Origin of the sequence: Streptomyces sp. ITFR-21, from assembly GCF_031844685.1 — a bacterium.
GTDB lineage: Bacteria > Actinomycetota > Actinomycetes > Streptomycetales > Streptomycetaceae > Actinacidiphila.
Genome location: NZ_CP134605.1, coordinates 1,189,825 through 1,215,554, shown reverse-complemented (window position 1 = coordinate 1,215,554; position 25,730 = coordinate 1,189,825). Strand labels below are relative to the sequence as shown.

The 25,730-nt window shown below is 72.3% G+C and carries 24 protein-coding genes; 14 read left to right on the top strand and 10 right to left on the bottom strand.

The window, feature by feature from the left end; all coding sequences use genetic code 11:
• The first annotated feature begins 162 nt into the window (after window positions 1–162).
• Entirely contained in the window at window positions 163–498 is a 336-nt protein-coding gene (locus tag RLT57_RS05460; protein ID WP_073497103.1) for an RNA polymerase-binding protein RbpA, read from the top strand.
• A 142-nt stretch (window positions 499–640) separates the two neighbouring features.
• Here the strand turns inward: RLT57_RS05460 and RLT57_RS05455 are convergent, their stop codons facing one another.
• Complete coding sequence (locus RLT57_RS05455) at window positions 641–1,510, bottom strand: MurR/RpiR family transcriptional regulator (RefSeq protein ID WP_311296225.1); 870 nt, start codon at window positions 1,508–1,510, stop codon at window positions 641–643.
• Between the two features lie 170 nt (window positions 1,511–1,680).
• Here RLT57_RS05455 and RLT57_RS05450 point away from each other — a divergent pair, with 170 nt between their 5' ends.
• The 3 genes from RLT57_RS05450 to pgi all read left to right on the top strand — a co-directional run bounded on the left by RLT57_RS05450 (window position 1,681) and on the right by pgi (window position 5,748).
• Window positions 1,681–2,667, top strand: a complete 987-nt coding sequence (locus tag RLT57_RS05450) for an N-acetylglucosamine kinase (protein ID WP_311296224.1) — start codon at window positions 1,681–1,683, stop codon at window positions 2,665–2,667.
• A 531-nt stretch (window positions 2,668–3,198) separates the two neighbouring features.
• On the top strand, window positions 3,199–3,963 hold the full coding sequence (locus RLT57_RS05445) for an SIS domain-containing protein (RefSeq protein WP_311296223.1): 765 nt from the start codon (window positions 3,199–3,201) through the stop codon (window positions 3,961–3,963).
• Window positions 3,964–4,089: 126 nt separating this feature from the next.
• The gene (pgi, locus tag RLT57_RS05440; protein ID WP_311296222.1) at window positions 4,090–5,748 is read left to right on the top strand and encodes a glucose-6-phosphate isomerase; all 1,659 of its coding nucleotides are present in this window, start codon (window positions 4,090–4,092) and stop codon (window positions 5,746–5,748) included.
• A gap of 118 nt (window positions 5,749–5,866) precedes the next feature.
• Here the strand turns inward: pgi and pgl are convergent, their stop codons facing one another.
• The 5 genes from pgl to tkt are packed head-to-tail and all read right to left on the bottom strand — an operon-like array spanning window position 5,867 to window position 12,465.
• A complete protein-coding gene (gene pgl, locus RLT57_RS05435) occupies window positions 5,867–6,607 on the bottom strand; it encodes a 6-phosphogluconolactonase (protein ID WP_311300585.1) in 741 nt (246 codons plus the stop codon).
• 38 nt (window positions 6,608–6,645) lie between these two features.
• Window positions 6,646–7,674 carry a glucose-6-phosphate dehydrogenase assembly protein OpcA gene (gene opcA / locus RLT57_RS05430; RefSeq protein WP_311296221.1) on the bottom strand — a complete coding sequence of 343 codons (1,029 nt, stop codon included), beginning with the start codon at window positions 7,672–7,674 and terminating at the stop codon, window positions 6,646–6,648.
• Window positions 7,671–9,221 (bottom strand): glucose-6-phosphate dehydrogenase, encoded by a 1,551-nt coding sequence (zwf, locus tag RLT57_RS05425; protein WP_311296220.1) that lies wholly within the window; start codon window positions 9,219–9,221, stop codon window positions 7,671–7,673. The genes opcA and zwf overlap by 4 nt, the downstream gene beginning before the upstream one ends.
• A 1-nt stretch (window position 9,222) precedes the next feature.
• Window positions 9,223–10,344 carry a transaldolase gene (gene tal / locus RLT57_RS05420; RefSeq protein ID WP_311296219.1) on the bottom strand — a complete coding sequence of 374 codons (1,122 nt, stop codon included), beginning with the start codon at window positions 10,342–10,344 and terminating at the stop codon, window positions 9,223–9,225.
• A gap of 33 nt (window positions 10,345–10,377) precedes the next feature.
• Window positions 10,378–12,465 carry a transketolase gene (tkt, locus tag RLT57_RS05415; RefSeq protein ID WP_311296218.1) on the bottom strand — a complete coding sequence of 696 codons (2,088 nt, stop codon included), beginning with the start codon at window positions 12,463–12,465 and terminating at the stop codon, window positions 10,378–10,380.
• Between the two features lie 321 nt (window positions 12,466–12,786).
• Here tkt and RLT57_RS05410 point away from each other — a divergent pair, with 321 nt between their 5' ends.
• Window positions 12,787–13,737 carry a heme o synthase gene (locus RLT57_RS05410; protein ID WP_311296217.1) on the top strand — a complete coding sequence of 317 codons (951 nt, stop codon included), beginning with the start codon at window positions 12,787–12,789 and terminating at the stop codon, window positions 13,735–13,737.
• Between the two features lie 219 nt (window positions 13,738–13,956).
• Window positions 13,957–14,319, top strand: a complete 363-nt coding sequence (locus RLT57_RS05405; protein WP_311296216.1) for a hypothetical protein — start codon at window positions 13,957–13,959, stop codon at window positions 14,317–14,319.
• Between the two features lie 129 nt (window positions 14,320–14,448).
• On the opposite strand, the gene RLT57_RS05400 is transcribed toward RLT57_RS05405, so the two are convergent.
• From RLT57_RS05400 to RLT57_RS05390, 3 genes are all read right to left on the bottom strand, one after another.
• The gene (locus tag RLT57_RS05400; RefSeq protein ID WP_311296215.1) at window positions 14,449–15,546 is read right to left on the bottom strand and encodes a COX15/CtaA family protein; all 1,098 of its coding nucleotides are present in this window, start codon (window positions 15,544–15,546) and stop codon (window positions 14,449–14,451) included.
• Between the two features lie 104 nt (window positions 15,547–15,650).
• On the bottom strand, window positions 15,651–16,436 hold the full coding sequence (locus RLT57_RS05395; RefSeq protein WP_311296214.1) for an ABC transporter permease: 786 nt from the start codon (window positions 16,434–16,436) through the stop codon (window positions 15,651–15,653).
• A complete protein-coding gene (locus RLT57_RS05390) occupies window positions 16,433–17,359 on the bottom strand; it encodes an ABC transporter ATP-binding protein (RefSeq protein WP_311296213.1) in 927 nt (308 codons plus the stop codon). The genes RLT57_RS05395 and RLT57_RS05390 overlap by 4 nt, the downstream gene beginning before the upstream one ends.
• Window positions 17,360–17,504: 145 nt before the next feature.
• Here RLT57_RS05390 and RLT57_RS05385 point away from each other — a divergent pair, with 145 nt between their 5' ends.
• The 8 genes from RLT57_RS05385 to RLT57_RS05350 all read left to right on the top strand — a co-directional run bounded on the left by RLT57_RS05385 (window position 17,505) and on the right by RLT57_RS05350 (window position 24,272).
• The gene (locus RLT57_RS05385) at window positions 17,505–18,377 is read left to right on the top strand and encodes a helix-turn-helix transcriptional regulator (RefSeq protein ID WP_311296212.1); all 873 of its coding nucleotides are present in this window, start codon (window positions 17,505–17,507) and stop codon (window positions 18,375–18,377) included.
• A complete protein-coding gene (sufB, locus tag RLT57_RS05380; RefSeq protein WP_311296211.1) occupies window positions 18,374–19,795 on the top strand; it encodes a Fe-S cluster assembly protein SufB in 1,422 nt (473 codons plus the stop codon). The genes RLT57_RS05385 and sufB overlap by 4 nt, the downstream gene beginning before the upstream one ends.
• A gap of 92 nt (window positions 19,796–19,887) precedes the next feature.
• Complete coding sequence (gene sufD / locus RLT57_RS05375; protein WP_311296210.1) at window positions 19,888–21,066, top strand: Fe-S cluster assembly protein SufD; 1,179 nt, start codon at window positions 19,888–19,890, stop codon at window positions 21,064–21,066.
• Window positions 21,066–21,410, top strand: coding sequence for a non-heme iron oxygenase ferredoxin subunit (locus tag RLT57_RS05370; RefSeq protein WP_311296209.1), 345 nt, complete (start codon window positions 21,066–21,068; stop codon window positions 21,408–21,410). The genes sufD and RLT57_RS05370 overlap by 1 nt, the downstream gene beginning before the upstream one ends.
• Window positions 21,411–21,417: 7 nt before the next feature.
• Complete coding sequence (gene sufC / locus RLT57_RS05365; RefSeq protein ID WP_311296208.1) at window positions 21,418–22,182, top strand: Fe-S cluster assembly ATPase SufC; 765 nt, start codon at window positions 21,418–21,420, stop codon at window positions 22,180–22,182.
• Between the two features lie 26 nt (window positions 22,183–22,208).
• A complete protein-coding gene (locus tag RLT57_RS05360) occupies window positions 22,209–23,456 on the top strand; it encodes a cysteine desulfurase (RefSeq protein ID WP_311300584.1) in 1,248 nt (415 codons plus the stop codon).
• 13 nt (window positions 23,457–23,469) lie between these two features.
• A complete protein-coding gene (gene sufU, locus RLT57_RS05355) occupies window positions 23,470–23,937 on the top strand; it encodes a Fe-S cluster assembly sulfur transfer protein SufU (RefSeq protein WP_311296207.1) in 468 nt (155 codons plus the stop codon).
• On the top strand, window positions 23,934–24,272 hold the full coding sequence (locus tag RLT57_RS05350) for a metal-sulfur cluster assembly factor (RefSeq protein WP_311296206.1): 339 nt from the start codon (window positions 23,934–23,936) through the stop codon (window positions 24,270–24,272). Before sufU ends, RLT57_RS05350 begins: the two co-directional genes overlap by 4 nt.
• A gap of 122 nt (window positions 24,273–24,394) precedes the next feature.
• On the opposite strand, the gene RLT57_RS05345 is transcribed toward RLT57_RS05350, so the two are convergent.
• Window positions 24,395–25,642, bottom strand: a complete 1,248-nt coding sequence (locus RLT57_RS05345) for an ATP-grasp domain-containing protein (RefSeq protein ID WP_311296205.1) — start codon at window positions 25,640–25,642, stop codon at window positions 24,395–24,397.
• Window positions 25,643–25,730: the final 88 nt, after the last annotated feature.

The following is a 25,730-nucleotide window of genomic DNA, read 5'->3' as shown; positions in this document are numbered from 1 at the left end:
TTCGATTCCGGCCCGTTCAGGGACAGCTGACACTCCGTCGCGGACGCGACTTATCATGGAACCGTGTCCTGGGATACCGTGCCCTTTCCCGCCAGGCGCGGGTGAATCGGTCTCCGAATGCAGGGCGAACCTCGCAGCACCATCACGCAGGGAGTTACGACCGTGGCAAGTGGCAACGCGATCCGTGGCAGTCGGGTCGGAGCGGGGCCGATGGGAGAGGCCGAGCGCGGCGAGTCCGCGCCGCGGCTGCGCATCTCCTTCTGGTGCTCCAACGGGCACGAGACCCAGCCGAGCTTCGCCAGCGACGCGCAGATCCCGGAGACCTGGGACTGCCCCCGCTGCGGCTTCCCGGCCGGGCAGGACGAGGAGAACCCGCCGGCACCGCCGCGCACCGAGCCGTACAAGACGCACCTGGCCTACGTACGGGAGCGCCGCTCGGCCGCGGACGGCGAGGCGATCCTCGCCGAGGCGCTGGCCAAGCTCCGGGGCGAGATCTAGGGCCTGGCCCGATCCCTCCGCCCCTTGCTTTCCGGGCGGGCACCCCGCAGGTGCGCCCGCCCGGAGGACAAGGGGCGGTTCTGCGTGTCCAAGGAGCCCGGGCCCCGGGTCGTCCGGCCCGGATAAGACCGCCGGCCCGGTGTCACCGCCGGCGCGGGCCCGCCGCGTGCGCGTCGCCGATGTGCGCCGTCAACGCGATCGACGCCGTCGCCCGTTCGTAGGTGAGCTGCGCCACGCGGGCGTAGAGGCAGTCGACGATGAGCAGTACCGAGTGCCGGGTGCCGAAGTTGCCGCGGCGGAAGCTGGTCTCGCCGGAGAATGACGTCAGGGTGACGCCGGCGGCCTGGGCTATCGGCGAGCGCGGGTCGCCGGTGAGCGCGACGGTGCTCGCGCCGCGGTCCGCCGCCAGCCGCAGCGGCTCCAGCACCTCCCGGGTGGTGCCCGAGTGCGAGACCGCCACCACCGCGTCGGAGGGTGTCAGCAGGGCCGCGGAGGTCTCCGCGGCGTGCACCTCGGTCCAGGCGTGGGCGGCGCAGCCGATGCCGAAGAGCCGGGCCTGCGTCTCGTGCGCGACGATGCCGGACCCGCCGACGCCGTAGACGTCGATCCTGCGGGCCCCGGCGAGAGCTCGCGCGGCCTGTTCCAGCGCCGTACGGTCCAGCAGCTCGGCGGTGTGCCGCAAGGCCCGCAGATCGGCTTCCGCGACCACGCCGATGACGTGTTCCAGGTCGTCCTCCGGGCCGATCCGCGGCCCCAGCGCGGCGCTCGGCGGCTCGGCGGCCTCGCTGCGGCCCTGCTCCTGGGCGAGTTCGATCAGCAGCTGCTGGTACGAGTCCAGGCCGAGGGCCCGGCAGAAGCGGGTGACGGTGGCCTGGGAGGTGCCGGTACGGCGGCCCAGCTCGGCGGCCGAGCCGTGGGTGGCGGCCACCGGGTCGGCCAGCACCGACTCGCCGACCTTGCGCAGGGAGCCGGACATCCGGGGGAGCGCGGAGCGGATCAGGGCGGTGATCATGACGGCTCGTCTCGTCAGCGGGCGGTGCGGGGCCGCGGACCGGGGGGCCGGTGCGGGGCGGTACGGGTTCGGTGCGGTGCGGATCGGGTGGTGCGGACGGGCCGGTGCGGGCCCGGGTGGCGCGGGTCGGGCTTGTGCCGGGGTGAATCCGTCAACCACCATGCGGGGCGATGAGTGAAATCTACAGCCGGCCCCTGGTGGTCGGCATCGACGCGGGCGGCACCCGTACCAGGGCCCGGCTGGAAGCGGCGGCGGGCGGCCCGGCGCTCGGCAGCGGCGCCGGCGGGCCCGGCAACGCGCTGAGCGTGGGGCGGCGGGCGCTGACCCGGCACCTGACCGACGCGATCGGGGCGGCCGTGCCGCCGGCGGCACGGACCCGGGTGGCGGCGGCCTTCGGCGGTTTCGCCGGGGCGGCGGCCGGCCTCGGCCCGGACCTGGGACACGGCCTCGCCCTGTCCTGCCTGGTGGACGCGCTGGCCGCCAACGGCATCACGGACGCCAGGGCGGAGGTCGGCGGCGACACCGAGGTCGCCCTGGCCGCGGCCCCCGGCGCCCCCGCCGACGGCCTGGTGCTCATCGCCGGCACCGGCGCGGTCGCCGCGCGGATCACCGCCCGCCGCCGCGCCGCCGTCGCCGACGGCCACGGCTGGCTGCTCGGCGACGAGGGCAGCGGCTTCTGGCTCGGCAACCACGCGGTACGCGCGGTCCTGGCCGCACTGGACGGCCGCGGGCCCTGGACGTCGCTGGTGGCGAAGGCGGCGGCGCACTACTTCCCGGAGCAAGCCGCGGCCGGGCCGCCGGACCGGGCGTGGGGCTTCGACGCCCGGCACGACCTCGCCGAGGGGCTCGTGGTCCGGGTGTACGAGCAGGCGCCGCCGCGGATGGCGATGCTCAGCCCGGCGGTCGTGGCGGCGGCGGACGAGGGGGACGCGGTGGCGCTGGCCCTGCTCGACCGGGCGGCCGGGCTGCTGTCCGCGACGGTACGGTCCCTCGGGCCGCGCCCCGGCGAACCGCTGGTCACCACCGGCGGCCTGCTCGGCCCGGCCGGCCCGCTGCGGACCCGCGTCACCGCCCGGCTGGCCGGCCTGGACCTCCGCGTCTTCCCCGTCTCCGACGGCACGGCCGGCGCCGCGGCCCTGGCCCGCGCCCTCCTGTAGCACGACGACCGCGAGCCCTGACGACCGCGAGCCTGCCCCGTGCGCCCGTGCGCCCGTGCGCCCGTGCGCCCGTGCGCCCGTGCGCCCGCGCGCTGCCCGCGGCGGTCCGGACGGGCCGGACCAGGGCCGTGTGCCCGCTCCCGCGCGGGTCGCGATGAGCCCGCCGGCACGGCCGTCGGCGGGCGGGGCCGTCCGGCACCGTGCCGACGGTCCTTCTCCCCGCGCCGGGAACGCCGCCACCGGCGCGCAGCCGTAGCAGGACACCGGCTTCGACACCTCCCGCGTCAGCGGTCGGCCCGTCGCCACCGGGAACACCGGCCGCGCCCGGCGGGATCGCCCGGCGACACGAGCCGGGCTCCGCACCGTCCGACAGGCCCGCGTACCCGCGCTCCGGCCGGTGCCCGCCGGCCCGCGGACCGCCGCTCGCGGGCGCACCGCTGTTGACGGTAGGGCTGGTTCGTTGTTTCATCGGGGCGACAGCAATCCGGCTCGGTCAACCGAAGATCACGATTCCGCGAAGGGACCCACGGCATGAGCGAGGGACAGATCAGCGCGGCGGCGTTCGCCGACGAGGGCCGGGCGGCGGTCGAGCGGGCCGTCGGGGCCAACAAGGACGCGGTGAGCGCCGCCGGGCGGCTGCTTGCGGACTGTGTGGCGGCCGACGGGGTGGTACACGGGTTCGGCACCGGGCACTCGCAGGCGACCGTGCTCGAACTGGTCGGGCGGGCCGGCGGGCTGATCCCCACCAACCGGATCGGGCTGACCGACCTGGTGCTGCGCGGCGGCGCGGACCGGGCGGTCCTGGACGACCCGCTGCTGGAACGCTCGCCTGGGCTGGCCCGCAGGCTCTACGAGCTGGCCGACCCGCGCCCGCAGGACCTCTTCCTGATCGTCTCCAACTCCGGGGTCAACAACTCCATCGTGGACATGGCGCTGCACGTCAAGGAGGCCGGCCACCGGCTGATCGCCCTGACCTCCCTCACCCACACCCGGGCCGTGCCCGCCCTGCACCCCAGCGGGCAGCGCCTGGCCGACCTCGCCGACGCCGTACTCGACAACTGCGCCCCGGCCGGCGACGCGATCCTGCCGCTGCCGGGCGGCGGCGCCCTGTGCGGGGTCTCGACCATCACCTCCGCGCTGCTGGTGCAGATGGTCGTCGCCGAGGCGGTCGGGCTGCTCATCGCCAAGGGCGCCGACGTGCCCGTCTACGTCTCGGCGAACCTGCCCGGCGGCCACGAGCGCAACGCCGTACTGGAGGCGCGCTACGCCGGCCGGCTGCACCGCAACGGCTTCTGACCTCGGGCGATCCGGCCGTCCGGTGCCTTCGCCCGCGACGCGCGTGCGGGCGGGGCCCATCGGATCTCGTTCTGCCGCGCCATCAATTAGTTTGGTCCTGCAGCGAGGACGAGGAGAAGTGGACTGATGTCCGAAACCAACGCGCAGACCCCCCGCCGGCTGGACCAGCGCCCCGAGTGGCACGCGCTCGCCAAGCACCGCGAGGAACTGGCGGACGCGCATCTGCGGGACCTGTTCGACGGCGACCCCGAGCGGAGCAGCCGCTACACCCTCCAGGTCGGCGATCTCCACCTGGACTACTCCAAGCATCTGGTCAACGACGAGACACTGCGGCTGCTGCGCGAACTGGCGGCGGCCACCGGTGTGTTCGACCTGCGGGACGCGATGTTCAACGGTGAGCGGATCAACGTCACCGAGAACCGCGCGGTGCTGCACACCGCGCTGCGCGCCCCGCAGTCCGCGTCGATCCCGCTCGACGGGGACAACGTCGTGCAGGCGGTCCACGCGGTGCTTTACAAGATGACCGTGTTCGCCGACCGGATCCGCTCCGGCGAGTGGACCGGCCACACCGGTCGGCCGATCAAGAACATCGTCAACGTCGGCATCGGCGGCTCCGACCTCGGCCCGGCGATGGCCTACGAGGCGCTGCGCGCCTACACCCGCCGCGACCTCACCGTCCGCTTCGTGTCCAACGTGGACGGCGCGGACCTGCACGAGGCGGTACGGGACCTGGACGCCGCCGAGACGCTGTTCATCATCGCGTCCAAGACGTTCACCACCATCGAGACCATCACCAACGCCACCGCCGCCAAGAACTGGCTGCTCGGACGGCTGGGCGCCGGCGAGGAGGCGGTGGCGGCGCACTTCGTGGCGCTGTCCACCAACGCGGAGAAGGTCGCGGAGTTCGGCATCGACACCCAGAACATGTTCGAGTTCTGGGACTGGGTCGGCGGCCGCTACTCCTACGACTCCGCGATCGGCCTGTCGCTGATGGTGGCGATCGGCGCCGAGGCGTTCCGCGAGATGCTCGCCGGATTCCACCTGGTGGACGAGCACTTCAGGACCGCGCCGCCGGAGCGGAACGTACCGCTGCTGCTCGGCCTGCTGGGCGTCTGGTACGGCAACTTCCACGACGCCCAGTCGCACGCCGTCCTGCCGTACAGCCACTACCTGAGCCGCTTCACCGCCTACCTCCAGCAGCTGGACATGGAGTCCAACGGCAAGTCGGTGGACCGCGACGGCAGGCCGGTGGACTGGCAGACCGGTCCTGTGGTGTGGGGCACGCCCGGCACCAACGGGCAGCACGCGTACTACCAGTTGCTGCACCAGGGCACGAAGCTGATCCCGGCGGACTTCATCGGCTTCGCCCGGCCCGTCGCCGACCTCGGGCCGCTGGCCGGGCAGCACGACCTGCTGATGGCCAACTTCTTCGCCCAGACGCAGGCGCTGGCCTTCGGCAAGACCCCGGAGGAGGTGCGGGCCGAAGGCGTCGCGGAGGAACTCGTCCCGCACCGGACCTTCCGGGGCAACCACCCCACGACCACGATCCTCGCCACCGAGCTGACCCCGTCGGTCCTCGGCCAGCTCATCGCCCTCTACGAGCACAAGGTGTTCGTCCAGGGCGCGGTGTGGAACATCGACTCCTTCGACCAGTGGGGTGTCGAGCTCGGCAAGGTCCTCGCCAAGCGGGTCGAGCCCGCGCTGACCGATGGCGCCGACGTGCCGGGCCTCGACCCGTCCACCAGGGCCCTGGTCGCGGAGTACCGCCGGCTGCGGGGGCGCTGACCCGGCCGCAACGGAAAGACGGCGGAAAGACGGCGGAAAAGGAAGGGGGCGGGGGACCAGGTCCCCCGCCCCCACACCTGCGAGGGCCCCGGCCGGCGCGCGCCGGGCCGGGGCGCCGTTACGACGAGGCCGCCGGATAGAGCTGCGCGGGCAGCTTGGCCGCGGCGGCGCGGTCGAGCAGCCACAGGGTCCGGGACCTGCCGTACGCGCCGGAGGCCGGCGCCTGGATCTCACCGGGCGCCGACAGCGCCAGGGCCACCGCTCCCGCCTTGTCCTCGCCCGCCGCGAGCAGCCAGACCTCGCGGGCCGCGCGGATGGCGGGGAAGGTGAGCGAGATCCGGGTGGGCGGCGGCTTGGGGGAGCCGTGGACGCCCACCACCGTGCGGACCGCCTCACGGGTGGCGGGGTGCTCGGGGAACAGCGAGGCCACGTGGGTGTCCGGGCCCACCCCCAGCATCAGCACGTCGAAGGCGGGCACGTGCACGTGGTCCTCGGCGGCTGCCGCCGCCGCGAGCTCGGCGGCGTACTCGGCCGCCGCCGCCTCCACGTCGGAGCCGAACCCGCCGTCGGAGGGCGCCATCGCGTGCACCCGCCGGGGATCGAGCGGCACCTTGTCGAGCAGCGCCTCCCGGGCCTGGGTGACGTTGCGCTCCGGGTCGCCGTCGGGCAGGAACCGCTCGTCACCCCACCACAGGTCCAGGTGGGCCCAGTCCACCGCGTCGCGGGCCGGGGACTCGGCGAGCGCGGCCAGCAGGCCGTTGCCGTTGCGTCCGCCGGTGAGCACCACCGACGCGCTGCCCCGCGCGGCCTGGGCGTCCACGACCTTCGTGATCAGCCTGGCCGCCGCGGCGCGCGCCATCAGCTCCTTGTCGCGGTGGACGACCACCTGTGGCGTACTCACTTGGCCGACGCCGCCTTCTTCTCGGCGGGGGACGTCTTCTCGGCGGGCGACGCCTTCTTGGCCGGGGCGGGCGCCTCGACGTGGTCGCCCTTGCCCGGGTCGCCGATCAGGTGCTTGACCGCGAAGGCCACCGTGGTCCGGTATATGTCGTCGGGGTCCAGCCGGCGCAGCTCCTCGGCGAGCAGCTCGGAGGTCTCCCGCCGCTTGAGCGCCACATGCCGGTCGGGCTGCCCGGGGACCGCCAGCAGCGCCAGCCGTCCGTCCGGGCGGTCCAGGCAGATGTCGCCGTCCGCGGTGTAGAGCCGGACCGCGGTGATGCCCGGCCCGTCGGTGACCTTGCGGTCCACCGCGACCCCGAGCCGGTCGGCCAGCCACAGCGCCAGCAGCTCCGAGCTCGGGTTGTACGCCTCGCCCTCGACGGTCGCCGCGGTGATCGCGGAGTGCTTCTGGTCCAGGGCGGCCGCCAGCATCGAACGCCACGGGGTGATCCGGGTCCAGGCCAGGTCGGTGTCGCCCGGCGCGTAGGTGTCCGCGCGGGTGCCGATCGCCCCCACCGGATCCTCGGCCGAGGCGGCGTCGGTGATCCTGCGCTGTCCGAGCCGGCCCAGCGGGTCGATCGATGGGTTGGGCGGCCCGGCCTCCGGCCACCACAAAACGACGGGGGCGTCCGGCAGCAGCAGCGGCAGCACCACCGACTCGGCGTGGCTGGCGAGCTCGCCGTGCATCCGCAGGATCACCGTCTCGCCGGTGCCCGCGTCGGCGCCCACCAGCACCTCGGCGTCCAGTCGCGCGCTGGCCCGGTCCCGCGGCGAGCGGCCGGGGCGCTTGATGACGGCGATGATCCGCGACGGGTGCTCACGGGACGCGTCGCCGGCCGCCTTCAGCGCGTCGTAGGCACTGCCCTCGTCGGTGACGACGACCAGGGTCAGCACCATCCCGACGGCCGGGGTGCCGATGGCCCGCCGCGCCCGGATCAGCGCGGCGTTGATCCGGGAGGACGTCGTGTCGGTCAGATCGATCTTCATGGGCGGCGCCAGCTCCTGCCGTCTCGTGCGAGCATCTCGTCGGCTTCGGCCGGACCCCAGGTGCCGGACGCGTACTGCGCCGGCCTGCCGTGCTTGTCCCAGTACCGCTCGATCGGGTCCAGGATGGTCCAGGACAGCTCGACCTCCTGGTGGCGCGGGAAGAGGTTGGCGTCGCCCAGCAGCACATCGAGGATGAGCCGCTCGTACGCCTCCGGGCTGGACTCGGTGAAGGACTCGCCGTACGCGAAGTCCATGCTGACGTCCCGGACCTCCGTGGAGGTGCCGGGCACCTTGGAGCCGAACCGCACGGTGACGCCCTCGTCCGGCTGCACCCGGATGACCAGCGCGTTCTCGCCGAGCTCCTCGGTGGCGCCGGACTCGAAGGGCAGGTACGGGGCCCGCTTGAAGACCACCGCGATCTCGGTGACCCGGCGGCCCAGCCGTTTTCCGGTGCGCAGGTAGAACGGCACACCCGCCCAGCGGCGGTTGTTGATCTCCAGTTTCACGGCCGCGTAGGTGTCGGTCTTGGACTTGGGGTCGATGCCGTCCTCCTCCAGGTACCCGAGCACCTCCTCGCCGCCCTGCCAGGCGTGCCCGTACTGGGCCCGCACGGTGTACTTGCCGAGGTCGTCCGGCAGCACGATCGCGCCGAGCACCTTCAGCTTCTCCGCGGTGAGCGCCTTGGGGTGGAAGGAGCCGGGCTCCTCCATCGCGGTCAGCGCCAGCAGCTGCAGCAGGTGGTTCTGGATCACGTCCCGGGCGGCGCCGATGCCGTCGTAGTACCCGGCCCGGCCGCCGATGCCGATGTCCTCGGCCATGGTGATCTGCACGTGGTCCACGTACGAGCGGTTCCAGATCGGCTCGTACATGGTGTTGGCGAAGCGGAGCGCCAGGATGTTCTGGACGGTCTCCTTGCCCAGGTAGTGGTCGATCCGGAAGACCTCGTTGGGAGGGAACACCTCGTGCACGACCCGGTTGAGTATCTGCGCGCTCGCCAGGTCGTGGCCGAAGGGCTTCTCGATGACGGCACGCCGCCAGGAGTCGGCCCGGCCGTCGGACAGGCCGTGCTTTTTCAGCTGCTGCACCACGTTCGGGAAGAACTTCGGCGGCACCGACAGGTAGAAGGCGAAGTTGCCGCCGGTACCGCGCGCCTTGTCCAGCTCGTCGATGGTCGACTTCAGCGTCCCGAACGCGGTGTCGTCGTCGAAGTCACCCTGTACGAAGCGGACGCCCTCGGCCAGCTGCTGCCACACCTCCTCGCGGAAGGGGGTGCGGGCGTGCTCCTTGACCGCGTCGTGGACCTCCTGGGCGAAGTCCTCGTTCTCCCAGCTGCGGCGGGCGAAGCCGACCAGCGCGAAGCCCGGCGGCAGCAGGCCGCGGTTGGCCAGGTCGTACACCGCCGGCATCAGCTTCTTGCGGGACAGGTCGCCGGTGACGCCGAAGATGACCAGCCCGGACGGGCCGGCGATCCGCGGCAGCCGCCGGTCGAGCGGGTCGCGCAGCGGGTTGACCGGCCGCGCCGGGGTCTCCGTGCTCTCGGTCGTCACCTCATGCCTCCGAGGACTGGGCGAGCCGTTCGAGTTCCGCCTTGGTGGAGTCCAGCAGCTCGTTCCACGCCTGCTCGAACTTCTGCACGCCCTCGTCCTCGAGCACCTGCACCACGTCGTCGTACGACACGCCGACCGCCGCCAGCGCGTCCAGGTCCGCCCTGGCCTGCGCGTAGTGGGCGCGTACGGTGTCGCCGGTGATCTCACCGTGATCCGCGGTGGCGTCCAGCGTCGCCTCCGGCATGGTGTTCACGGTGTTGGGGGCGACCAGCTCGGTGACGTACAGGGTGTCCGGGTACGCCGGGTCCTTGACGCCGGTGGAGGCCCACAGCGGGCGCTGCTTGTTGGCGCCGGCCTTCTCCAGGGCGGCCCAGCGGTCGGAGCCGAAGACCGTCTCGTAGGCCTCGTAGGCCAGCCGGGCGTTGGCGACGGCGGCCTTGCCCTTGAGCGCCCTGGCCTCCGGCGAGCCGATCTTCTCCAGCCGCCTGTCGACCTCGGTGTCCACCCGGGACACGAAGAACGACGCGACGGAGTGGATCTCGGACAGGTCCAGGCCGGCTGCCTTGGCCTTCTCCAGGCCGCTCAGATAGGCGTCCATGACCGCGCCGTAGCGCTCCAGGGAGAAGATCAGGGTGACGTTCACGCTGATGCCCCGGCCGATGGTCTCGGTGATCGCGGGCAGGCCCGCCTTGGTGGCCGGGATCTTGATCAGCGTGTTGGGGCGGTCCACCAGCCAGGCCAGCTGCTTGGCCTCGGCGGTGGTCGCCTTGGTGTTGTGCGCCAGCCGCGGGTCGACCTCGATCGACACCCGGCCGTCCTGGCCGTCGGTGGCGTCGAAGACCGGCCGCAGGATGTCGGCGGCGTCGCGGACGTCGGCGGTGGTGATCATCCGGATGGCTTCCTCGACGGTGACCTCCCGGGCGGCCAGGTCGGAGACCTGGCTGTCGTATCCGTCGCCCTGGGAGATCGCCTTCTGGAAGATCGTCGGGTTGGTGGTGACCCCCACCACGTGCTGCTGGTCGATGAGTTCGGCCAGGTTGCCGGACGTGATGCGCTTGCGCGACAGGTCGTCCAGCCAGATCGCGACGCCTTCGTCGGAGAGGCGCTTGAGTGCGTCTGTCATGGGATTGCATCTCCTACTTGTCGTATACCTGCGTCAGCGATCTGCGGCTTCGAGAGATTCCCTGGCGGCGGCGGCCACCGCGTCCGCGGTGAGGCCGAACTCGCGGAACAGCACCTTGGCGTCCGCGGAGGCACCGTAGTGCTCCAGGCTGACGATGCGTCCCGCGTCGCCCACGAAGCGGTACCAGGTCAGCGCGATCCCGGCCTCGACCGCGACCCGCGCCTTCACCGACGGCGGCAGCACGCTGTCCCGGTACGCCTGGTCCTGCTCGTCGAACCACTCGACGCAGGGCACGGACACCACCCGGGTCGGCACGCCGGCCGCCTGCAGCTGCTCGCGGGCGTCGACCGCCAGCTGGACCTCGGAGCCGGTGCCCAGCAGGATCACCCGTGCCGGGCCGCCCTCGGCCTCCAGCAGCACGTACCCGCCGCGCCCGGCGTCCTCGTTGCGCTGGTACGTCGGGACACCCTGGCGGGTCAGCGCCAGGGCGTGCGGGTGGCCCTCGCCGGGCGCCTTCGTCCAGCGCCGCAGGATCTCCCGCCAGGCGACGCTGGTCTCGTTGGCGTCGGCCGGGCGGACCACGTTCAGCCCCGGGATGGCGCGCAGCGAGGCCAGGTGCTCCACCGGCTGGTGGGTCGGGCCGTCCTCGCCGACGCCGATCGAGTCGTGCGTCCAGACGTACGTCACCGGCAGGTGCATCAGCGCGGCCAGCCGCACCGCGTTGCGCATGTAGTCGGAGAAGACCAGGAACGTACCGCCGTAGACACGGGTGTTGCCGTGCAGGGTGATGCCGTTCAGCTCGGCGCCCATCGCGTGCTCGCGGATGCCGAAGTGGATGGTGCGGCCGTAGGGCTGCGCGCCCGGCAGCGGGTTGTCCGCGGGCAGGAACGAGGAGTTCTTGTCGATCGTGGTGTTGTTGGACCCGGCCAGGTCGGCCGAGCCGCCCCACAGCTCGGGGATGACCCCGGCGAGCGCCTCCAGTACCTTGCCCGAAGCGGCGCGGGTGGCCAGCGACGTGCCCGCCTCGAAGGCCGGCAGCCGGTCCTCCCAGCCCTTGGGCAGTTCGGCCGCGGCGATCCGCTCGTAGGTCGCGGCCTGCTCGGGATTGGCGCCGCGCCAGGCGGCGAACGTCTCCTCCCACGCGGCGCGCGCCGCGCGCCCGCGGTCCAGCGCCGCCCGGGTGTGCGCGATCACCTCGTCGGCCACCTCGAAGTGCCGGTCCGGGTCGAAGCCGAGCACCTCCTTGGTGGCCCGCACCTCCTCCTCGCCCAGCGCCGAGCCGTGCGCGGCGCCGGTGTTCTGCGCGTGCGGGGCCGGCCAGGCGATGATCGAGCGGGCCGCGATGAAGGACGGGCGGCCGGTCTCGGCCTGCGCCGCCTTCAGCGCCGCGTACAGCGCCTCGGGGTCCAGGTCGCCGTTCTCCAGCGGCTGCACCCGCTGGACGTGCCAGCCGTACGCCTCGTACCGCTTGAGGGTGTCCTCGGAGACGGCGGTCTCGGTGTCGCCCTCGATGGAGATGTGGTTGTCGTCCCACAGCAGCACCAGGTTGCCGAGCTTCTGGTGGCCGGCCAGCGAGGACGCCTCCGCGGAGATGCCCTCCTGGAGGCAGCCGTCGCCGGCGATGGCCCAGATGGTGTGGTCGAAGGGCGAGGTGCCGGCCGGTGCGTCCGGGTCGAACAGGCCGCGCTCGTACCGGGACGCCATCGCCATGCCCACCGCGTTGGCGACACCCTGGCCCAGCGGTCCCGTGGTGGTCTCCACACCGGGGGTCAGGCCGTGCTCGGGGTGCCCGGGGGTCCTGGAACCCCAGGTGCGGAACGCCTCCAGGTCCGCCAACTCCAGGCCGTACCCGGCGAAGTAGAGCTGCGTGTACAGGGTCAGGCTGGAATGTCCGGCGGAGAGCACGAAGCGGTCGCGGCCCACCCAGTCGGGGTCCGACGGGTCGTGCCGCAGGATCTTCTGGAAGAGCACGTATGCTGCGGGTGCCAGGCTCATGGCCGTTCCGGGATGGCCGTTGCCGACCTTCTGCACGGAATCCATGGCCAGAACCCGGGCGGTGTCAACGGCCCGCTTGTCCAGATCGGTCCACTCAAGGTCTGTGGTGGTCGGCTGCTTGCTCACCCTGGGTCAGGGCTCCTCTCCACATGTTGAAAGCGCCGGTGACAGATGCCTACCCGACGCCGCCGAGCCTACCGCCGTGGGCGTGCACCTTTTCGATCCTGCCCCGGTGCCGCGGTCTTCGCCTCCCGAACGTCGTGAACGGTCGGCGAACCCGCCGCCGACGGAGCGCCGGAGGGCCGCGGACGGCGGCGAACACGGACGACCCCCGGGAGAAAGTCGGCTATTCCCTGCGTCTAGAGTGGCGTGGTAAGCGCAAGCCCTCCCCGGCTCCGGCGGTGTCCTGCCCGCGGCCGGCACTTGCTGGACTGAGCTCTTTTTGGGGTGTTCGTGACGGCCGTCGAAACCCGACCCGCAGGGGTCCTCGGGGCGGGCCCGGGCCATCGGCCGTTCGCGGCGCGGGTCATGGGGTTCGTGGCGCTGACCAAGCCGCGCATCATCGAGCTGCTGCTCATCACGACCGTCCCGGTGATGTTCCTGGCGGCTGGCGGCGTGCCCGACCTGTGGCTGGTACTGGCGACCGTGGGCGGCGGCTACCTGTCGGCGGGCGGCGCCAACGCGCTCAACATGTACATCGACCGCGACATCGACGCGCTGATGCACCGTACGGAGCAGCGTCCACTGGTGACCGGGCTGGTCTCGCCGCGCGAGGGGCTGGTCTTCGGCGTCACGCTCTCGGTGGTGTCCACCGTGTGGTTCTGGGCGCTGGTCAACCCGCTGTCGGCGATCCTGTCGCTGACCGCGATCCTCTACTACGTCTTCGTCTACACCCTCGGCCTCAAGCGCCGTACCGCGCAGAACATCGTGTGGGGCGGGGTGGCCGGCTGCCTTCAGGTCTTCATCGGGTGGGCAGCGGTCCGTGACCAGCTGGGCTGGGCGCCGTTCGTGCTGTTCCTGGTCCTCTTCTTCTGGACGCCGCCGCACTACTGGCCGCTGTCGATGAAGGTCAAGGAGGACTACGCGCGGGTGGGCGTGCCGATGCTGCCGGTCGTCGCGGGCAACCAGGTGGTGGCGCGGCAGATCGTGCTCTACAGCTGGGTGATGGTGATCACCTCGCTGGCCCTGTGGTGGCCGCTCGGCGAGACCTCCTGGTTCTACCCGCTGGTGGCCGTGGTGCTCGGCGGCCTCTGGCTGAAGGAGGCGCACGGGCTGCACGCCCGCGCCAGGGCCGGGGTGACGGGCGCGAAGCTCAAGGAGATGCGGCTGTTCCACTGGTCGATCACCTACGCGACCCTGCTGTTCGTCGCGGTCGCGATCGACCCGTTCCTGCGCTAGGGCCTGCCCCGCGGATCTGCGCGGCGTCGCGGACCCCGGTACGCACGCCTGCCGCGTTCCCGCCGGTCGGCGACACACCATGCCGCCTCCCTCCCCTCCCCCCCCGGCCTCGCAGCCGCGGCGCGCCGGACCCCGCCGCGCCGTCCGCGGAGATCCACACGGCGGGCCCCGGCGCGGGGTGGGTGCTTCCGGTGGATTACCGGTGGGTAGCATCGGAGCATGGCAGACACCTCTGAGAGCACTCCGGAAGACAGGCCCGGTTCCCGGGCCGACGCGCGGGCGGAGCGGCGGGCCGCCCGGCTGGCCAAGCAGATCGGCGCCTTCGCCAGGTCGCACGGCGGCGCGGAGGCCGGCATCGCGTACATCGGCCGGCGCGGCGCGCGCATCGTCCTGGTCGCCGAGGACGGCGCCTGGGGGGACCTGGTCGCCCCCACGTACGCGCTGGCGCAGGCGGCGACCGCGCGGGCCGGCGTCACCGTGCACGACGAGCTGGGCGGGGACTTCGCCGCCAGGATGCGGACCGGCCGTTACGAATGGAGCCGGATGGCCGGGATCCAGGTCGGCGGGCCGGCGAACACCTGACGGCCGCCCGCGCCGTGGGAACCGCGTCACGCCGCGCCGGATCACGCCGCGTCAGCCGCGCCACGTCGGACCGCGCCGGACCGCGGCGCCGGACCGGCCCGGCGAACGGGGGCCGGCGCGGGGGAGGGGTCAGCGGCGGACGGGCAGCGGGTCGCCGCTCTCGCCGGTGCGGGCGGCGCGCGCCCCCTCCCGGCCGCCTGCCGCGGCCGTTTCCCGGACCCGCGGCTCCCCGACCGCCGGCCCCGCCGCCTCCTGCGCCTCCGACGGCGCCCCCGGCCCCGGGTCGCCCGGCCCGGTCAGCGGGCGTTCCCGGAAGGACAGCAGGACCCGCAGCGTGGACACCCACACCAGGCAGGCGCCGAACATGTGCAGGCCGACGACCGCCTCGGGCAGGTGTGTGAAGTACTGGACGTAGCCGATGACCCCCTGCGACATCAGCACCAGGAACAGGTCGCGTACCCGCTGCCGCGGCCCGGCGGGGGCGTCCACCGCCCGCAGGACGAACCACAGCGCGACGGTCAGCGCCACGACCACCCAGGCCAGGTCGGCGTGCAGTTGGGCGACGGACTTCCAGTCGACCGGGATGCGGTGCACGTCGCTGGAGTCGCCCGCGTGCGGCCCGGCCCCGGTGACCACGGTGCCCGCCGCGATCAGCGCCACCGTCGCGGCGGTCAGCACCGCGCCGAGCTGCCGCACCGGCTTGCCGACCAGCGGCCTGGGCGGGGCGTCGCCCTCCGCGGTCCGCTGCCACATCAGCACGGCGATCACGATCAGTGCGAAGGCCAGCAGGAAGTGCACGCACACCGTGTACGGGTTCAGGCCGGTGAGCACGGTGAAGGCGCCGAGCACCGCGTTGGCGACGACCAACCAGAACTGGGCCCAGCCCAGCCGGGTCAGGCCGCGCCGGTACGGCTTCTGCGACCGCACCGCGACGATCGCCCAGCCGACGGCGGCGCACAGCACGTACGTCAGCATCCGGTTGCCGAACTCGATGGCGCCGTGCACGCCCATCGCCCCGGTCGGCACCCAGCTGTCGCCGACGCAGCGCGGGGCGGTGGGGCAGCCCAGGCCCGAGCCGGTCAGCCGTACCGCGCCGCCGGTGACCACGATGACCACCGACATGACCAGGGCGGACAGCGTTGCTCTGCGGACCGTCGCCGGGGCGGGGGTCCACCGGGCGGCGACGAAGGCGAGCGGGTTTCGCGCGATATCGGGCAGCTTCGGCACGGCACCATGGTAGGCGGCCCGCTTGTGCACGGTTTCACGAGGGTGTGCGGTGGCGGCTCCCCTGGGCGGGCGTGCTCCCCCGCCGCAGGCCCGCCCGCGGCGGCTCACTCCCAGCGGAAGAAGCGGGCGGCGGCGGCCAGCCCGAGCACCGCCCACACGGCGAGGATCGCCAGGTCGGCCCACGGCGTCCCGGCGCCGTGCTGGAGGACGTCCCGCAGCCCGTCGGAGAGCGCCGAGATCGGCAGCAGCCGGAGGACCGACCGGACACCGCCGGAGAACCTGTCCATCGGCACCAGGACGCCCCCGCCGACCAGCAGCAGCAGGAAGACCAGGTTTGCAGCGGCCAGCGTGGCCTCCGCCCGCAGGGTGCCGGCCATCAGCAGCCCCAGCCCGGAGAAGGCGGCGGTGCCCAGCAGGAGCAGCAGGACCACCGCGAAGGGGTCGCCGTGCGGGGACCAGCCCAGCGCGAAGGCGAGCGCGACCAGCAGCGCGACCTGGAGGACCTCGGTAACCAGCACCGCGCAGGTCTTGGCGGTCATCAGCGCCCAGCGCGGCAGCGGCGAGGCGGCCAGCCGCTTGAGCACGCCGTAGCGGCGCTCAAAGCCGGTGGCGATGGCCTGGCCGGTGAAGGCGGTGGACAGCACGGCCAGCGCGAGGACGCCCGGGGTGAGGAAGTCCACCGACCTGCCCCGGCCGGTGTCCACGATGTCGACCGCGCTGAAGAGCACCAGCAGCAGCGCCGGGATCACCACGGTCAGCAGCAGCTGCTCGCCGTTGCGCAGCAGCAGTCTGGTCTCCAGCAGTGCCTGCGCCCGGATCATCCGGCCCAGCGGCGCGGCGCCCGGCCTGGGCGCGAAGGCCCCGTCGGCGTACGCGGTCTCGGTACTCATAGCCGTAGCTCCCTGCCGGTCAGCTCCAAGAAGACGTCCTCAAGCGTGCGGCGCTCCACCGCGAGACGGTCCGGCATGACGCCGTGCTGGGCGCACCAGGAGGTGACGGTGGCGAGCAGCTGGGGGTCGACCTTGCCCTCGATCCGGTAGCTGCCCTGGGACGGCTCGACCGCGACGGTGTCGGCGGGCAGCGCCTTGAGCAGGGAGGCCAGGTCGAGCCCCGGGCGGCCGGAGAAGCGCAGGGTGTTCTCGGCGCCGCCGCGGCACAGCTCCTCCGGGGTGCCGGCGGCGATCGCCCGGCCGGAGTCGATGATCACCACCTGGTCGGCCAGCTGCTCGGCCTCGTCCATGAAATGGGTGGTGAGGACGACCGTGACGCCGTCGGCGCGCAGCTCCCGCACCAGGTCCCAGGTGGCGTGCCGGGCCTGCGGGTCCAGGCCGGCGGTCGGCTCGTCCAGGAAGACCAGCTCGGGGCGGCCGACCACGGCCATGGCCAGCGCGAGCCGCTGCTGCTGGCCGCCGGAGAGCCGGCGGTAGGGGGTCCGCCCGCAGGACTCCAGGCCGAGCCGTTCGATCAGCAGCGCGGGGTCCACCGGGTCGGCGTGCAGCGACGCGGTGTGCCGCAGCATCTCCTCCGCGCGGGCGCCCGGGTACACGCCCCCCGACTGGAGCATCACCCCGATCCGGGGGCGCAGACGCCCGCCCTGCGCCGCCGGGTCGAGCCCGAGAACGCGGACCGTGCCGGCGTCGGCGCGCCGGTAGCCCTCGCAGATCTCGACGGCGGTGGTCTTGCCGGCGCCGTTCGGACCGAGCACCGCGGTGACCCCGCCGCGGGCGACGGCCAGGTCGAGGCCGGCGACCGCGGTCTTGGGCCCGTACCGTTTGACCAGACCGGTCACCTCGACCGCGGGCTCGATGCGCATGCGGTCGAGTCTAGGGAGCGGCTACCGTCGCGGTGGCGGCAGGGCGGAATCCGCCTCAGGTTAGGTAACCCTAAGTGACGCAGCACACCGTCTTTGCGATCAGTGTCGCTTGCTGCTCCCGACGGAATTACGCAACAATGAGGTTGTGGAATTCGTAGGTGATGCTGCCCAAGGGGCGGCGGAGGAGCAGACGACAGGGGAGCGGCGTACCCGCACCCGGGTCGTCCGGTCCATCCTGGACCACGGACCTTCCACCGCGGCCGACCTCGCCGAGCGGCTCGGACTGACCCAGGCCGCCGTCCGGCGGCACCTCGAAGCACTGGCGGCCGAGGACCTGGTGGAGGCCCGCGACCAGCGGGTCTACGGCAGCCGCGGCCGCGGCCGCCCGGCCAAGGTCTTCGCGCTCACCGACTGCGGCCGGGACGCCTTCGACCAGGGATACGACAAGCTGGCCGCCGACGCCCTGCGCTGGATCGCCGAGGCGGCCGGCGGCGGCGCGGCCGGGGAGGCCGCGGTCTCCGCGTTCGCCCGCGCCCGGGTCGCCGCCCAGGCCGAGCGGTACCGCGCGGCGGTGGCGGCGGCGGCGCCCCAGGACCGCGCCAAGGCGCTGGCCCAGGCGCTGTCCGAGGACGGGTACGCTGCCAGCGCGCGCAGCGCTCCGTCCCCCCAGCCCCGGCCGGGCGGGCCCCCGGCTCCGGCCGGGGAGCAGCTCTGCCAGCACCACTGCCCGGTGGCCCACACCGCCGAGCAGTTCCCGCAGCTGTGCGAGGCGGAGGCCGAGTTCTTCTCCACCCTGCTCGGGACCCACGTCCAGCGGCTGGCCACCATCGCCCACGGCGACGGGGTGTGCACCACGTTCATCCCGCAGGTCCCGCAGCCGGCATCACCGGCGTCCGCGGCACCCGCGGTGCCCGCAGCACCTTCTTCGGCACCTTCAGCACCCGCCGACCCGGCCCCGGCCGACCCGGCACCCTCAGACCACGCATCTGCCAGCACGTCCGGGAGGAACCCCGCATGACTGCTCCCACGGAGACCACTCACCCGGAGCTCGAGGGCATCGGCACGTACGAGTACGGCTGGGCCGACTCCGACGCCGCCGGCGCCGCCGCCAAGCGCGGCCTCTCCGAGGAGGTCGTCCGCGACATCTCCGCGAAGAAGTCCGAGCCGGAGTGGATGCTGAGGATGCGGCTGAAGGGCCTGCGTCTGTTCGGCAGGAAGCCCATGCCGACCTGGGGCTCCGACCTGACCGGCATCGACTTCGACAACATCAAGTACTTCGTGCGGTCCACCGAGAAGCAGGCCGAGTCCTGGGAGGACCTGCCCGAGGACATCCGCAGGACCTACGACCGGCTGGGCATCCCCGAGGCGGAGAAGCAGCGCCTGGTCGCCGGTGTCGCCGCCCAGTACGAGTCCGAGGTCGTCTACCACCAGATCCGCGAGGACCTGGAGGAGCAGGGCGTCATCTTCCAGGACACCGACACCGCGCTGCGCGAGCACCCGGAGCTGTTCCAGGAGTACTTCGGCACCGTCATCCCGGCCGGCGACAACAAGTTCGCCGCGCTGAACACCGCGGTGTGGTCCGGCGGCTCCTTCATCTACGTGCCCAAGGGCGTGCACGTGGAGATCCCGCTCCAGGCGTACTTCCGGATCAACACCGAGAACATGGGCCAGTTCGAGCGGACGCTGATCATCGTCGACGAGGACGCCTACGTCCACTACGTCGAGGGCTGTACCGCGCCGGTCTACAAGTCGGACTCGCTGCACTCCGCGGTCGTCGAGATCATCGTCAAGAAGGGTGGCCGCTGCCGTTACACGACCATCCAGAACTGGTCGAACAACGTCTACAACCTGGTCACCAAGCGTGCCGTGGCGTACGAGGGCGCGACCATGGAGTGGGTCGACGGCAACATCGGCTCCAAGGTCACCATGAAGTACCCGGCCGTCTACCTGATGGGCGAGCACGCCAAGGGCGAGACGCTGTCCATCGCCTTCGCCGGCGAGGGCCAGCACCAGGACGCCGGCGCCAAGATGGTGCACATGGCGCCCAACACGTCGTCGAACATCGTCTCCAAGTCGGTGGCGCGCGGCGGCGGCCGGACCTCGTACCGCGGTCTGATCGAGATCGGCGAGGGTTCGCACGGCGCGAAGTCCAACGTGCTGTGCGACGCGCTGCTGGTCGACACGATCTCCCGCTCCGACACCTACCCCTACGTGGACGTCCGCGAGGACGACGTGTCGATGGGCCACGAGGCGACCGTCTCCAAGGTCTCCGACGACCAGCTCTTCTACCTGATGAGCCGGGGCATGACCGAGTTCGAGGCGATGGCGATGATCGTCCGCGGCTTCGTCGAGCCGATCGCCAAGGAACTGCCGATGGAGTACGCGCTGGAGCTCAACCGGCTGATCGAGCTCCAGATGGAAGGCTCGGTGGGCTGACCCGCCGGTCCCCCGACCGCGCCGCCCCACCGCGCCACGCTCCCCACGACCCGCGACGACGTACATCCAGAAAGCGAGCAGTTCGACACACCATGGCTGAGAACACCCCTGCGGGCAGCACCACCGACGGTGCGATCACGGTGGGGCAGCCGGTGGCCCAGCCCACCGATGCCCGGGTCGGTCCGGCCGCGTCCTACGACGTGGCCGACTTCCCGGTGCCCACCGGCCGCGAGGAGGAGTGGCGCTTCACTCCGCTGGAGCGGCTGCGCGGTCTGCACGACGGCACCGCCGAGGCCACCGGCACCCCGCGGACCGAGGTGACCGCGCCCGAGGGCGTCACGGTGGAGACCGTGGACCGGGACGACCCCCGGCTCGGCAGGGCGGGCAAGCCCGTCGACCGGGTGGCCGCCCAGGCCTACAGCTCCTTCGAGAAGGCGTCGGTGGTCACCGTCGCCAAGGACACCGTGCTCGCCGAGCCGATCCGGATCGCGGTGCACGGCGAGGGCGGCACCTTCTACGGCCACCAGGTCGTCGAGGTGGGCGCCTTCAGCGAGGCCGTGGTGGTCCTGGACCACACCGGGGACGCCGTCGCCGCCGCCAACGTCGAGTACCTGATCGGGGACGGCGCCAAGCTCACCGTGGTCTCCGTGCAGGACTGGGACGGCACCGCGGTGCACGTGGCCCAGCACACCGCGCTGGTCGGCCGCGACGCCAGGTTCAAGTCCGTGGTCGTCACCTTCGGCGGCGACCTGGTACGGCTCCACCCCCGAGTGGTCTACGGCGGGCCCGGCGGCGAGGCCGAGCTCTTCGGCCTGTACTTCACCGACCAGGGCCAGCACCAGGAGCACCGGCTCTTCATCGACCACGACACCCCGCACTGCCGCTCCAACGTCGCCTACAAGGGCGCGCTGCAAGGCCAGGGCGCGCACGCGGTGTGGATCGGCGACGTGCTGATCAGGGCCGCGGCCGAGGGCACCGACACCTACGAGCTCAACCGGAACCTCGTCCTCACCGACGGCGCCCGGGTCGACTCGGTGCCCAACCTGGAGATCGAGACCGGCGAGATCGTCGGCGCCGGCCACGCCTCGGCCACCGGCCGCTTCGAGGACGAGCAGCTGTTCTACCTGCAGTCCCGCGGCATCCCCGCCGACGAGGCCCGCCGCCTGGTGGTCCGCGGCTTCTTCGGCGAGCTGGTCCAGCAGATCGGCCTGCCGGACCTGGAGGAACGCCTGATGGCGAAGATCGACACCGAGCTGAAGGCGTCCGTCTGATGCCCGCCGCGGAGCAGAGCGCCGGGACGTCCTTCGTCCGCGCCTGCGGGCTGGCGGAGCTGGCGGACGACGCGCCGCACCGGGTCGAACTCGGAGGCGTGGCCGTCTCGGTGGTCCGCACCGGGGGCCAGGTGTTCGCCATCAGCGACGTCTGCTCGCACGCCAACGTCTCGCTGTCCGAGGGCGAGGTCGAGGACTGCCGGATCGAGTGCTGGCTGCACGGCTCCAGCTTCGACCTGCGCACCGGCGACCCCTCCGGACTGCCCGCCACCCGGCCGGTTCCCGTATACCCCGTCAAGATCGTTGGGGACGACGTGCTCGTCTCCGTCACCCAGGAGTCCTGAGGTACCCATGGCAACGCTTGAAATCCACGACCTGCACGTCACCGTCGACGCCGACAACTCCACCAAGGAGATCCTGAAGGGCGTCGACCTGACCGTGAAGCAGGGCGAGACCCACGCCATCATGGGTCCCAACGGCTCCGGCAAGTCCACCCTGGCCTACTCGCTGGCCGGGCACCCCAAGTACACCGTCACCGGCGGCAGCGTCACCCTCGACGGCGAGGACGTGCTGGCCATGACGGTCGACGAGCGGGCCCGCGCCGGCGTCTTCCTCGCCATGCAGTACCCGGTGGAGATCCCCGGCGTGTCGGTCTCCAACTTCCTGCGCACCTCCGCCACAGCCGTCCGCGGCGAGGCCCCCAAGCTGCGGACCTGGGTGAAGGAGGTCCGCGAGACGATGGAACAGCTCCACATGGACGCCGCCTTCGCCGAGCGCAACGTCAACGAGGGCTTCTCCGGCGGTGAGAAGAAGCGCCACGAGATCCTCCAGCTCGAACTGCTCAAGCCCAAGATCGCGATCCTGGACGAGACCGACTCCGGCCTCGACGTGGACGCGCTGCGGATCGTCTCCGAAGGCGTCAACCGGGTCCGTGCCAGTGGCGCGGTCGGCACCCTGCTGATCACCCACTACACGCGCATCCTGCGCTACATCAAGCCCGACTTCGTGCATGTCTTCTCGGCCGGCCGGATCGTGGAGTCCGGTGGCGCCGAGCTCGCCGACAAGCTGGAGGAAGAGGGCTACGAGTCCTATGTGAAGGGTGGCGTATCCGCGTGACCGCTCCCGCTCCGGGCCGTCCGGTCCTGTCCGGTCTCCTCGACACCGAGACGATCCGCAAGGATTTCCCGGTGCTGGACCGGCTGGTCCACGACGGCCGGCGGCTCGTCTACCTGGACAACGCCGCCACCTCGCAGAAGCCGCAGCAGGTGCTGGACGCGGTGAACCACTACTACACGCGCTCCAACGCGAACGTGCACCGCGGCGTGCACACCCTCGCCGAGGAGGCCACCGCGCTGTACGAGGGCGCCCGCGACAAGGTGGCGGCCTTCATCAACGCGCCCAGCCGCGACGAGGTGATCTTCACCAAGAACGCCTCGGAGTCGCTGAACCTGGTGGCGAACATGCTCGGCTGGGCCGACGAGCCCTACCGGGTGGACCGCGACACCGAGATCGTCATCACCGAGATGGAGCACCACTCCAACATTGTGCCGTGGCAGCTGCTCTCGCAGCGCACCGGCGCCAAGCTGAAGTGGTTCGGCCTCACCGACGACGGCCGGCTCGACCTGTCCGACATCGAGCAGGTCATCACCGAGAAGACGAAGATCGTCTCCTTCGTGCTGGTCTCCAACATCCTCGGCACCGTCAACCCGGTCGAGGCGATCGTCCGCCGCGCCCAGGACGTCGGCGCGCTGGTGCTGATCGACGCCTCGCAGGCCGTGCCGCACATGCCGTTCGACGTGCAGGCGCTCGGCGCGGACTTCGTGGCCTTCACCGGCCACAAGATGCTCGGCCCGACCGGCATCGGCGTGCTGTGGGGGCGCCAGGAGCTGCTGGAGGACCTGCCGCCGTTCCTCGGCGGCGGCGAGATGATCGAGACCGTCTCGATGCACTCCTCCACCTACGCGCCCGCGCCGCACAAGTTCGAGGCCGGCACCCCGCCGATCGCCCAGGCCATCGGCCTGGGCACCGCCGTGGACTACCTGACCGAGCTGGGCATGGACAAGGTCCTCGCGCACGAGCACGCGATCACCGAGTACGCGCTGAGCCGGCTGCTGGAGGTCCCGGACCTGCGGATCATCGGTCCGACCAGTGGTGAGGACCGCGGCTCCGCGATCTCCTTCACGCTCGGCGACATCCACCCGCACGACGTGGGCCAGGTACTGGACGAGCAGGGCATCGCGGTACGGGTCGGGCACCACTGCGCCCGCCCGGTCTGCCTGCGCTACGGAATTCCCGCGACCACGCGGGCGTCGTTCTATCTGTACTCCACCCCGGCCGAGGTCGATGCCTTGGTCGAGGGCCTGGAGCAGGTACGGAACTTCTTCGGCTGATGGTGGTGCTGCTGTGAAGCTGGACTCGATGTACCAGGACGTGATTCTGGACCACTACAAGCACCCCCACGGGCGTGGCCTGCGCGACGGCCAGGCCGAGGTGCACCACGTCAATCCCACCTGCGGTGACGAGATCACCCTGCGGGTGCGGGTCGACGGCACCGTGGTCGGTGACATCTCCTACGAGGGCCAGGGCTGTTCCATCAGCCAGGCCAGTGCGTCGGTGCTCAACGAACTGCTGGTCGGCAAGGACGTGTCCGAGGCGCAGAAGATCCAGGAGACCTTCCTGGAACTGATGCAGTCCCGCGGCCGGATCGAGCCGGACGACGCGATGGAGGAGGTGCTGGAGGACGCGGTGGCGTTCGCCGGCGTCTCCAAGTACCCGGCACGCGTCAAGTGCGCGCTGCTGAGCTGGATGGCCTGGAAGGACGCGACCGCCCAGGCGCTGTCCGGCGGGACCGCAGGTAAGGAGACCGTATGACCGACAACACCGAGGTCGCCGTGAAGCCGGCCTCCGAAGAGGAACTCCGCGAGGCGCTGTACGACGTCGTCGACCCCGAACTGGGCATCGACGTGGTCAACCTCGGCCTCATCTACGGCATCCACATCGACGACACCAACATCGCCACCCTCGACATGACGCTCACCTCGGCGGCCTGCCCGCTGACCGACGTCATCGAGGAGCAGGCCAAGAGCGCCACCGAGGGCATCGTCAACGACCTCAGGATCAATTGGGTCTGGATGCCGCCGTGGGGCCCGGAGAAGATCACCGACGACGGCCGTGAGCAGCTGCGGGCGCTCGGCTTCAACGTCTGACCCCGCTCCCGCACGTCCCGGACCGGCTCCGCGCCGGCCCGCGCCGCACTTCGCGCCGGCCCCGCTGCGGGCCGGCCCCCGGGCGGCCACCGCGTGTCGTGCACGCGGTGGCCGCCCGCCGCTCAGTGCGGCGCCGCCTCGGTGACGAAGCGCACCGACTCCTCCAGCTTGCGGGCCAGCCGCCGGGCCTCCTCCGGGGTGTCGGCGCCGACGGCTATCAGCGCGACCCGGTTCTCCACCGAGCGGTGCGGCTCGATGACGTCGCCGGGCCGGACCGCCAGCTCGCAGTGGATGACGGCCGGATGGGCCGCCACCTCCTCCCAGCCCTCGACCGCCACCAGCCGTCCCGGCGGCGGCGTGAGGAAGCGGATCGCCGCGCCGCGCACCGGCTGCAGCGCGGCGGTGTCCACGGGGTTGCCCAGGACGTCGTCGAACACCAGGCCGAACCACTCCAGGCCGGGGATGACATGGGCCAGCATCCGGTGGATCCAGCCGCCGGCGTTGCGGACATGGACCTCGCCGAGCACCACCCCCCGCTCGGTCCACCACAGTTCGACGTGGAACTGGCCGTAGCGCAGGCCGAGCACGCCGAGGGCCGCGACGACCTGCCGCTCGATCTCGGCGCGGGTCTCCTCGGGCACGATCGCCGGGATGACGTACTCGATCTCGAAGAAGTTGGGCGGCGGCAGCAGTTCCTTGGAGGTGACGGCGAGCACGTGCGGGGCACCGCCGAGGAAGACGCCCTCCGCGCTGTACTCGGGCCCGGTGACGAACTCCTCGACGATGAAGGCGGTCCGCTCCGGCAGGAACTCCAGCGCCGCCGCCAGCTCCTGCGGGCCGTCGATCCGGGTGACGCCCTCGCTGCCCATGGCGTCCCGTGGCTTGACCACCCAGGGGCCGGTGGTCCGGGCGAGGAAGTCGCGTACCTCGGCCTCGTCCGCACACACCCGGAACCGCGGCTGGCGGAAGCCCGCGGCGGCCAGTGCCGCGCGCGCCTCGTCCTTGGTTCGGACCCGGTGCACGGCCTGCGGTGGGTTGCCGGGCAGGCCCAGTGCGTCGGCGGCCTCGGCGACCGCCTCCTGCGCCATCTCCCGTACGCCGAAGACGATGTCGAAGCGCTCGCCGGCCGCGGCCCGGCCGCGGGCCCAGTCGGCGCTCGCGCCGGGTATCTCGAAGTCGACGGCGGAGGCGGCGTCGGCGAGCGCGGTGATCGCGGGGGTGGCGGCGAGGGTGGCCTCCTGGTTGGTCAGGTGGACCTGCAGGCCGCGCTTGCGGGCCTGGCCTAAGGCCGTCCGGACCACGTCGACGGCGAGGGCGGCGTCCCCGGCGCCGCCGACGAAGAGAAGACGGGGGCTGGTCGGTTCGACCATCTGGACTCCTGGGGTGCTGGTGTGGGTGCTTGCGCGGACGGGACGGTGGTGTGGGTGCTTGCGCGGACGGGACGGTGGTGCGGGTGGT

Coding starts and splice junctions, on each gene's coding strand:
- RLT57_RS05450 (WP_311296224.1), top strand. CDS start 1,681: ATGAGTGAAATCTACAGCCGGCCCCTGGTGGTCGGCATCGACGCGGGC.
- RLT57_RS05455 (WP_311296225.1), bottom strand. CDS start 1,510: ATGATCACCGCCCTGATCCGCTCCGCGCTCCCCCGGATGTCCGGCTCC.
- sufB (WP_311296211.1), top strand. CDS start 18,374: ATGACTGCTCCCACGGAGACCACTCACCCGGAGCTCGAGGGCATCGGC.
- RLT57_RS05350 (WP_311296206.1), top strand. CDS start 23,934: ATGACCGACAACACCGAGGTCGCCGTGAAGCCGGCCTCCGAAGAGGAA.
- pgi (WP_311296222.1), top strand. CDS start 4,090: ATGTCCGAAACCAACGCGCAGACCCCCCGCCGGCTGGACCAGCGCCCC.
- pgl (WP_311300585.1), bottom strand. CDS start 6,607: ATGGCGCGCGCCGCGGCGGCCAGGCTGATCACGAAGGTCGTGGACGCC.
- opcA (WP_311296221.1), bottom strand. CDS start 7,674: ATGAAGATCGATCTGACCGACACGACGTCCTCCCGGATCAACGCCGCG.
- RLT57_RS05395 (WP_311296214.1), bottom strand. CDS start 16,436: ATGAGTACCGAGACCGCGTACGCCGACGGGGCCTTCGCGCCCAGGCCG.
- tal (WP_311296219.1), bottom strand. CDS start 10,344: ATGACAGACGCACTCAAGCGCCTCTCCGACGAAGGCGTCGCGATCTGG.
- RLT57_RS05405 (WP_311296216.1), top strand. CDS start 13,957: ATGGCAGACACCTCTGAGAGCACTCCGGAAGACAGGCCCGGTTCCCGG.
- RLT57_RS05345 (WP_311296205.1), bottom strand. CDS start 25,642: ATGGTCGAACCGACCAGCCCCCGTCTTCTCTTCGTCGGCGGCGCCGGG.
- sufC (WP_311296208.1), top strand. CDS start 21,418: ATGGCAACGCTTGAAATCCACGACCTGCACGTCACCGTCGACGCCGAC.
- RLT57_RS05390 (WP_311296213.1), bottom strand. CDS start 17,359: ATGCGCATCGAGCCCGCGGTCGAGGTGACCGGTCTGGTCAAACGGTAC.
- RLT57_RS05445 (WP_311296223.1), top strand. CDS start 3,199: ATGAGCGAGGGACAGATCAGCGCGGCGGCGTTCGCCGACGAGGGCCGG.
- RLT57_RS05370 (WP_311296209.1), top strand. CDS start 21,066: ATGCCCGCCGCGGAGCAGAGCGCCGGGACGTCCTTCGTCCGCGCCTGC.
- sufD (WP_311296210.1), top strand. CDS start 19,888: ATGGCTGAGAACACCCCTGCGGGCAGCACCACCGACGGTGCGATCACG.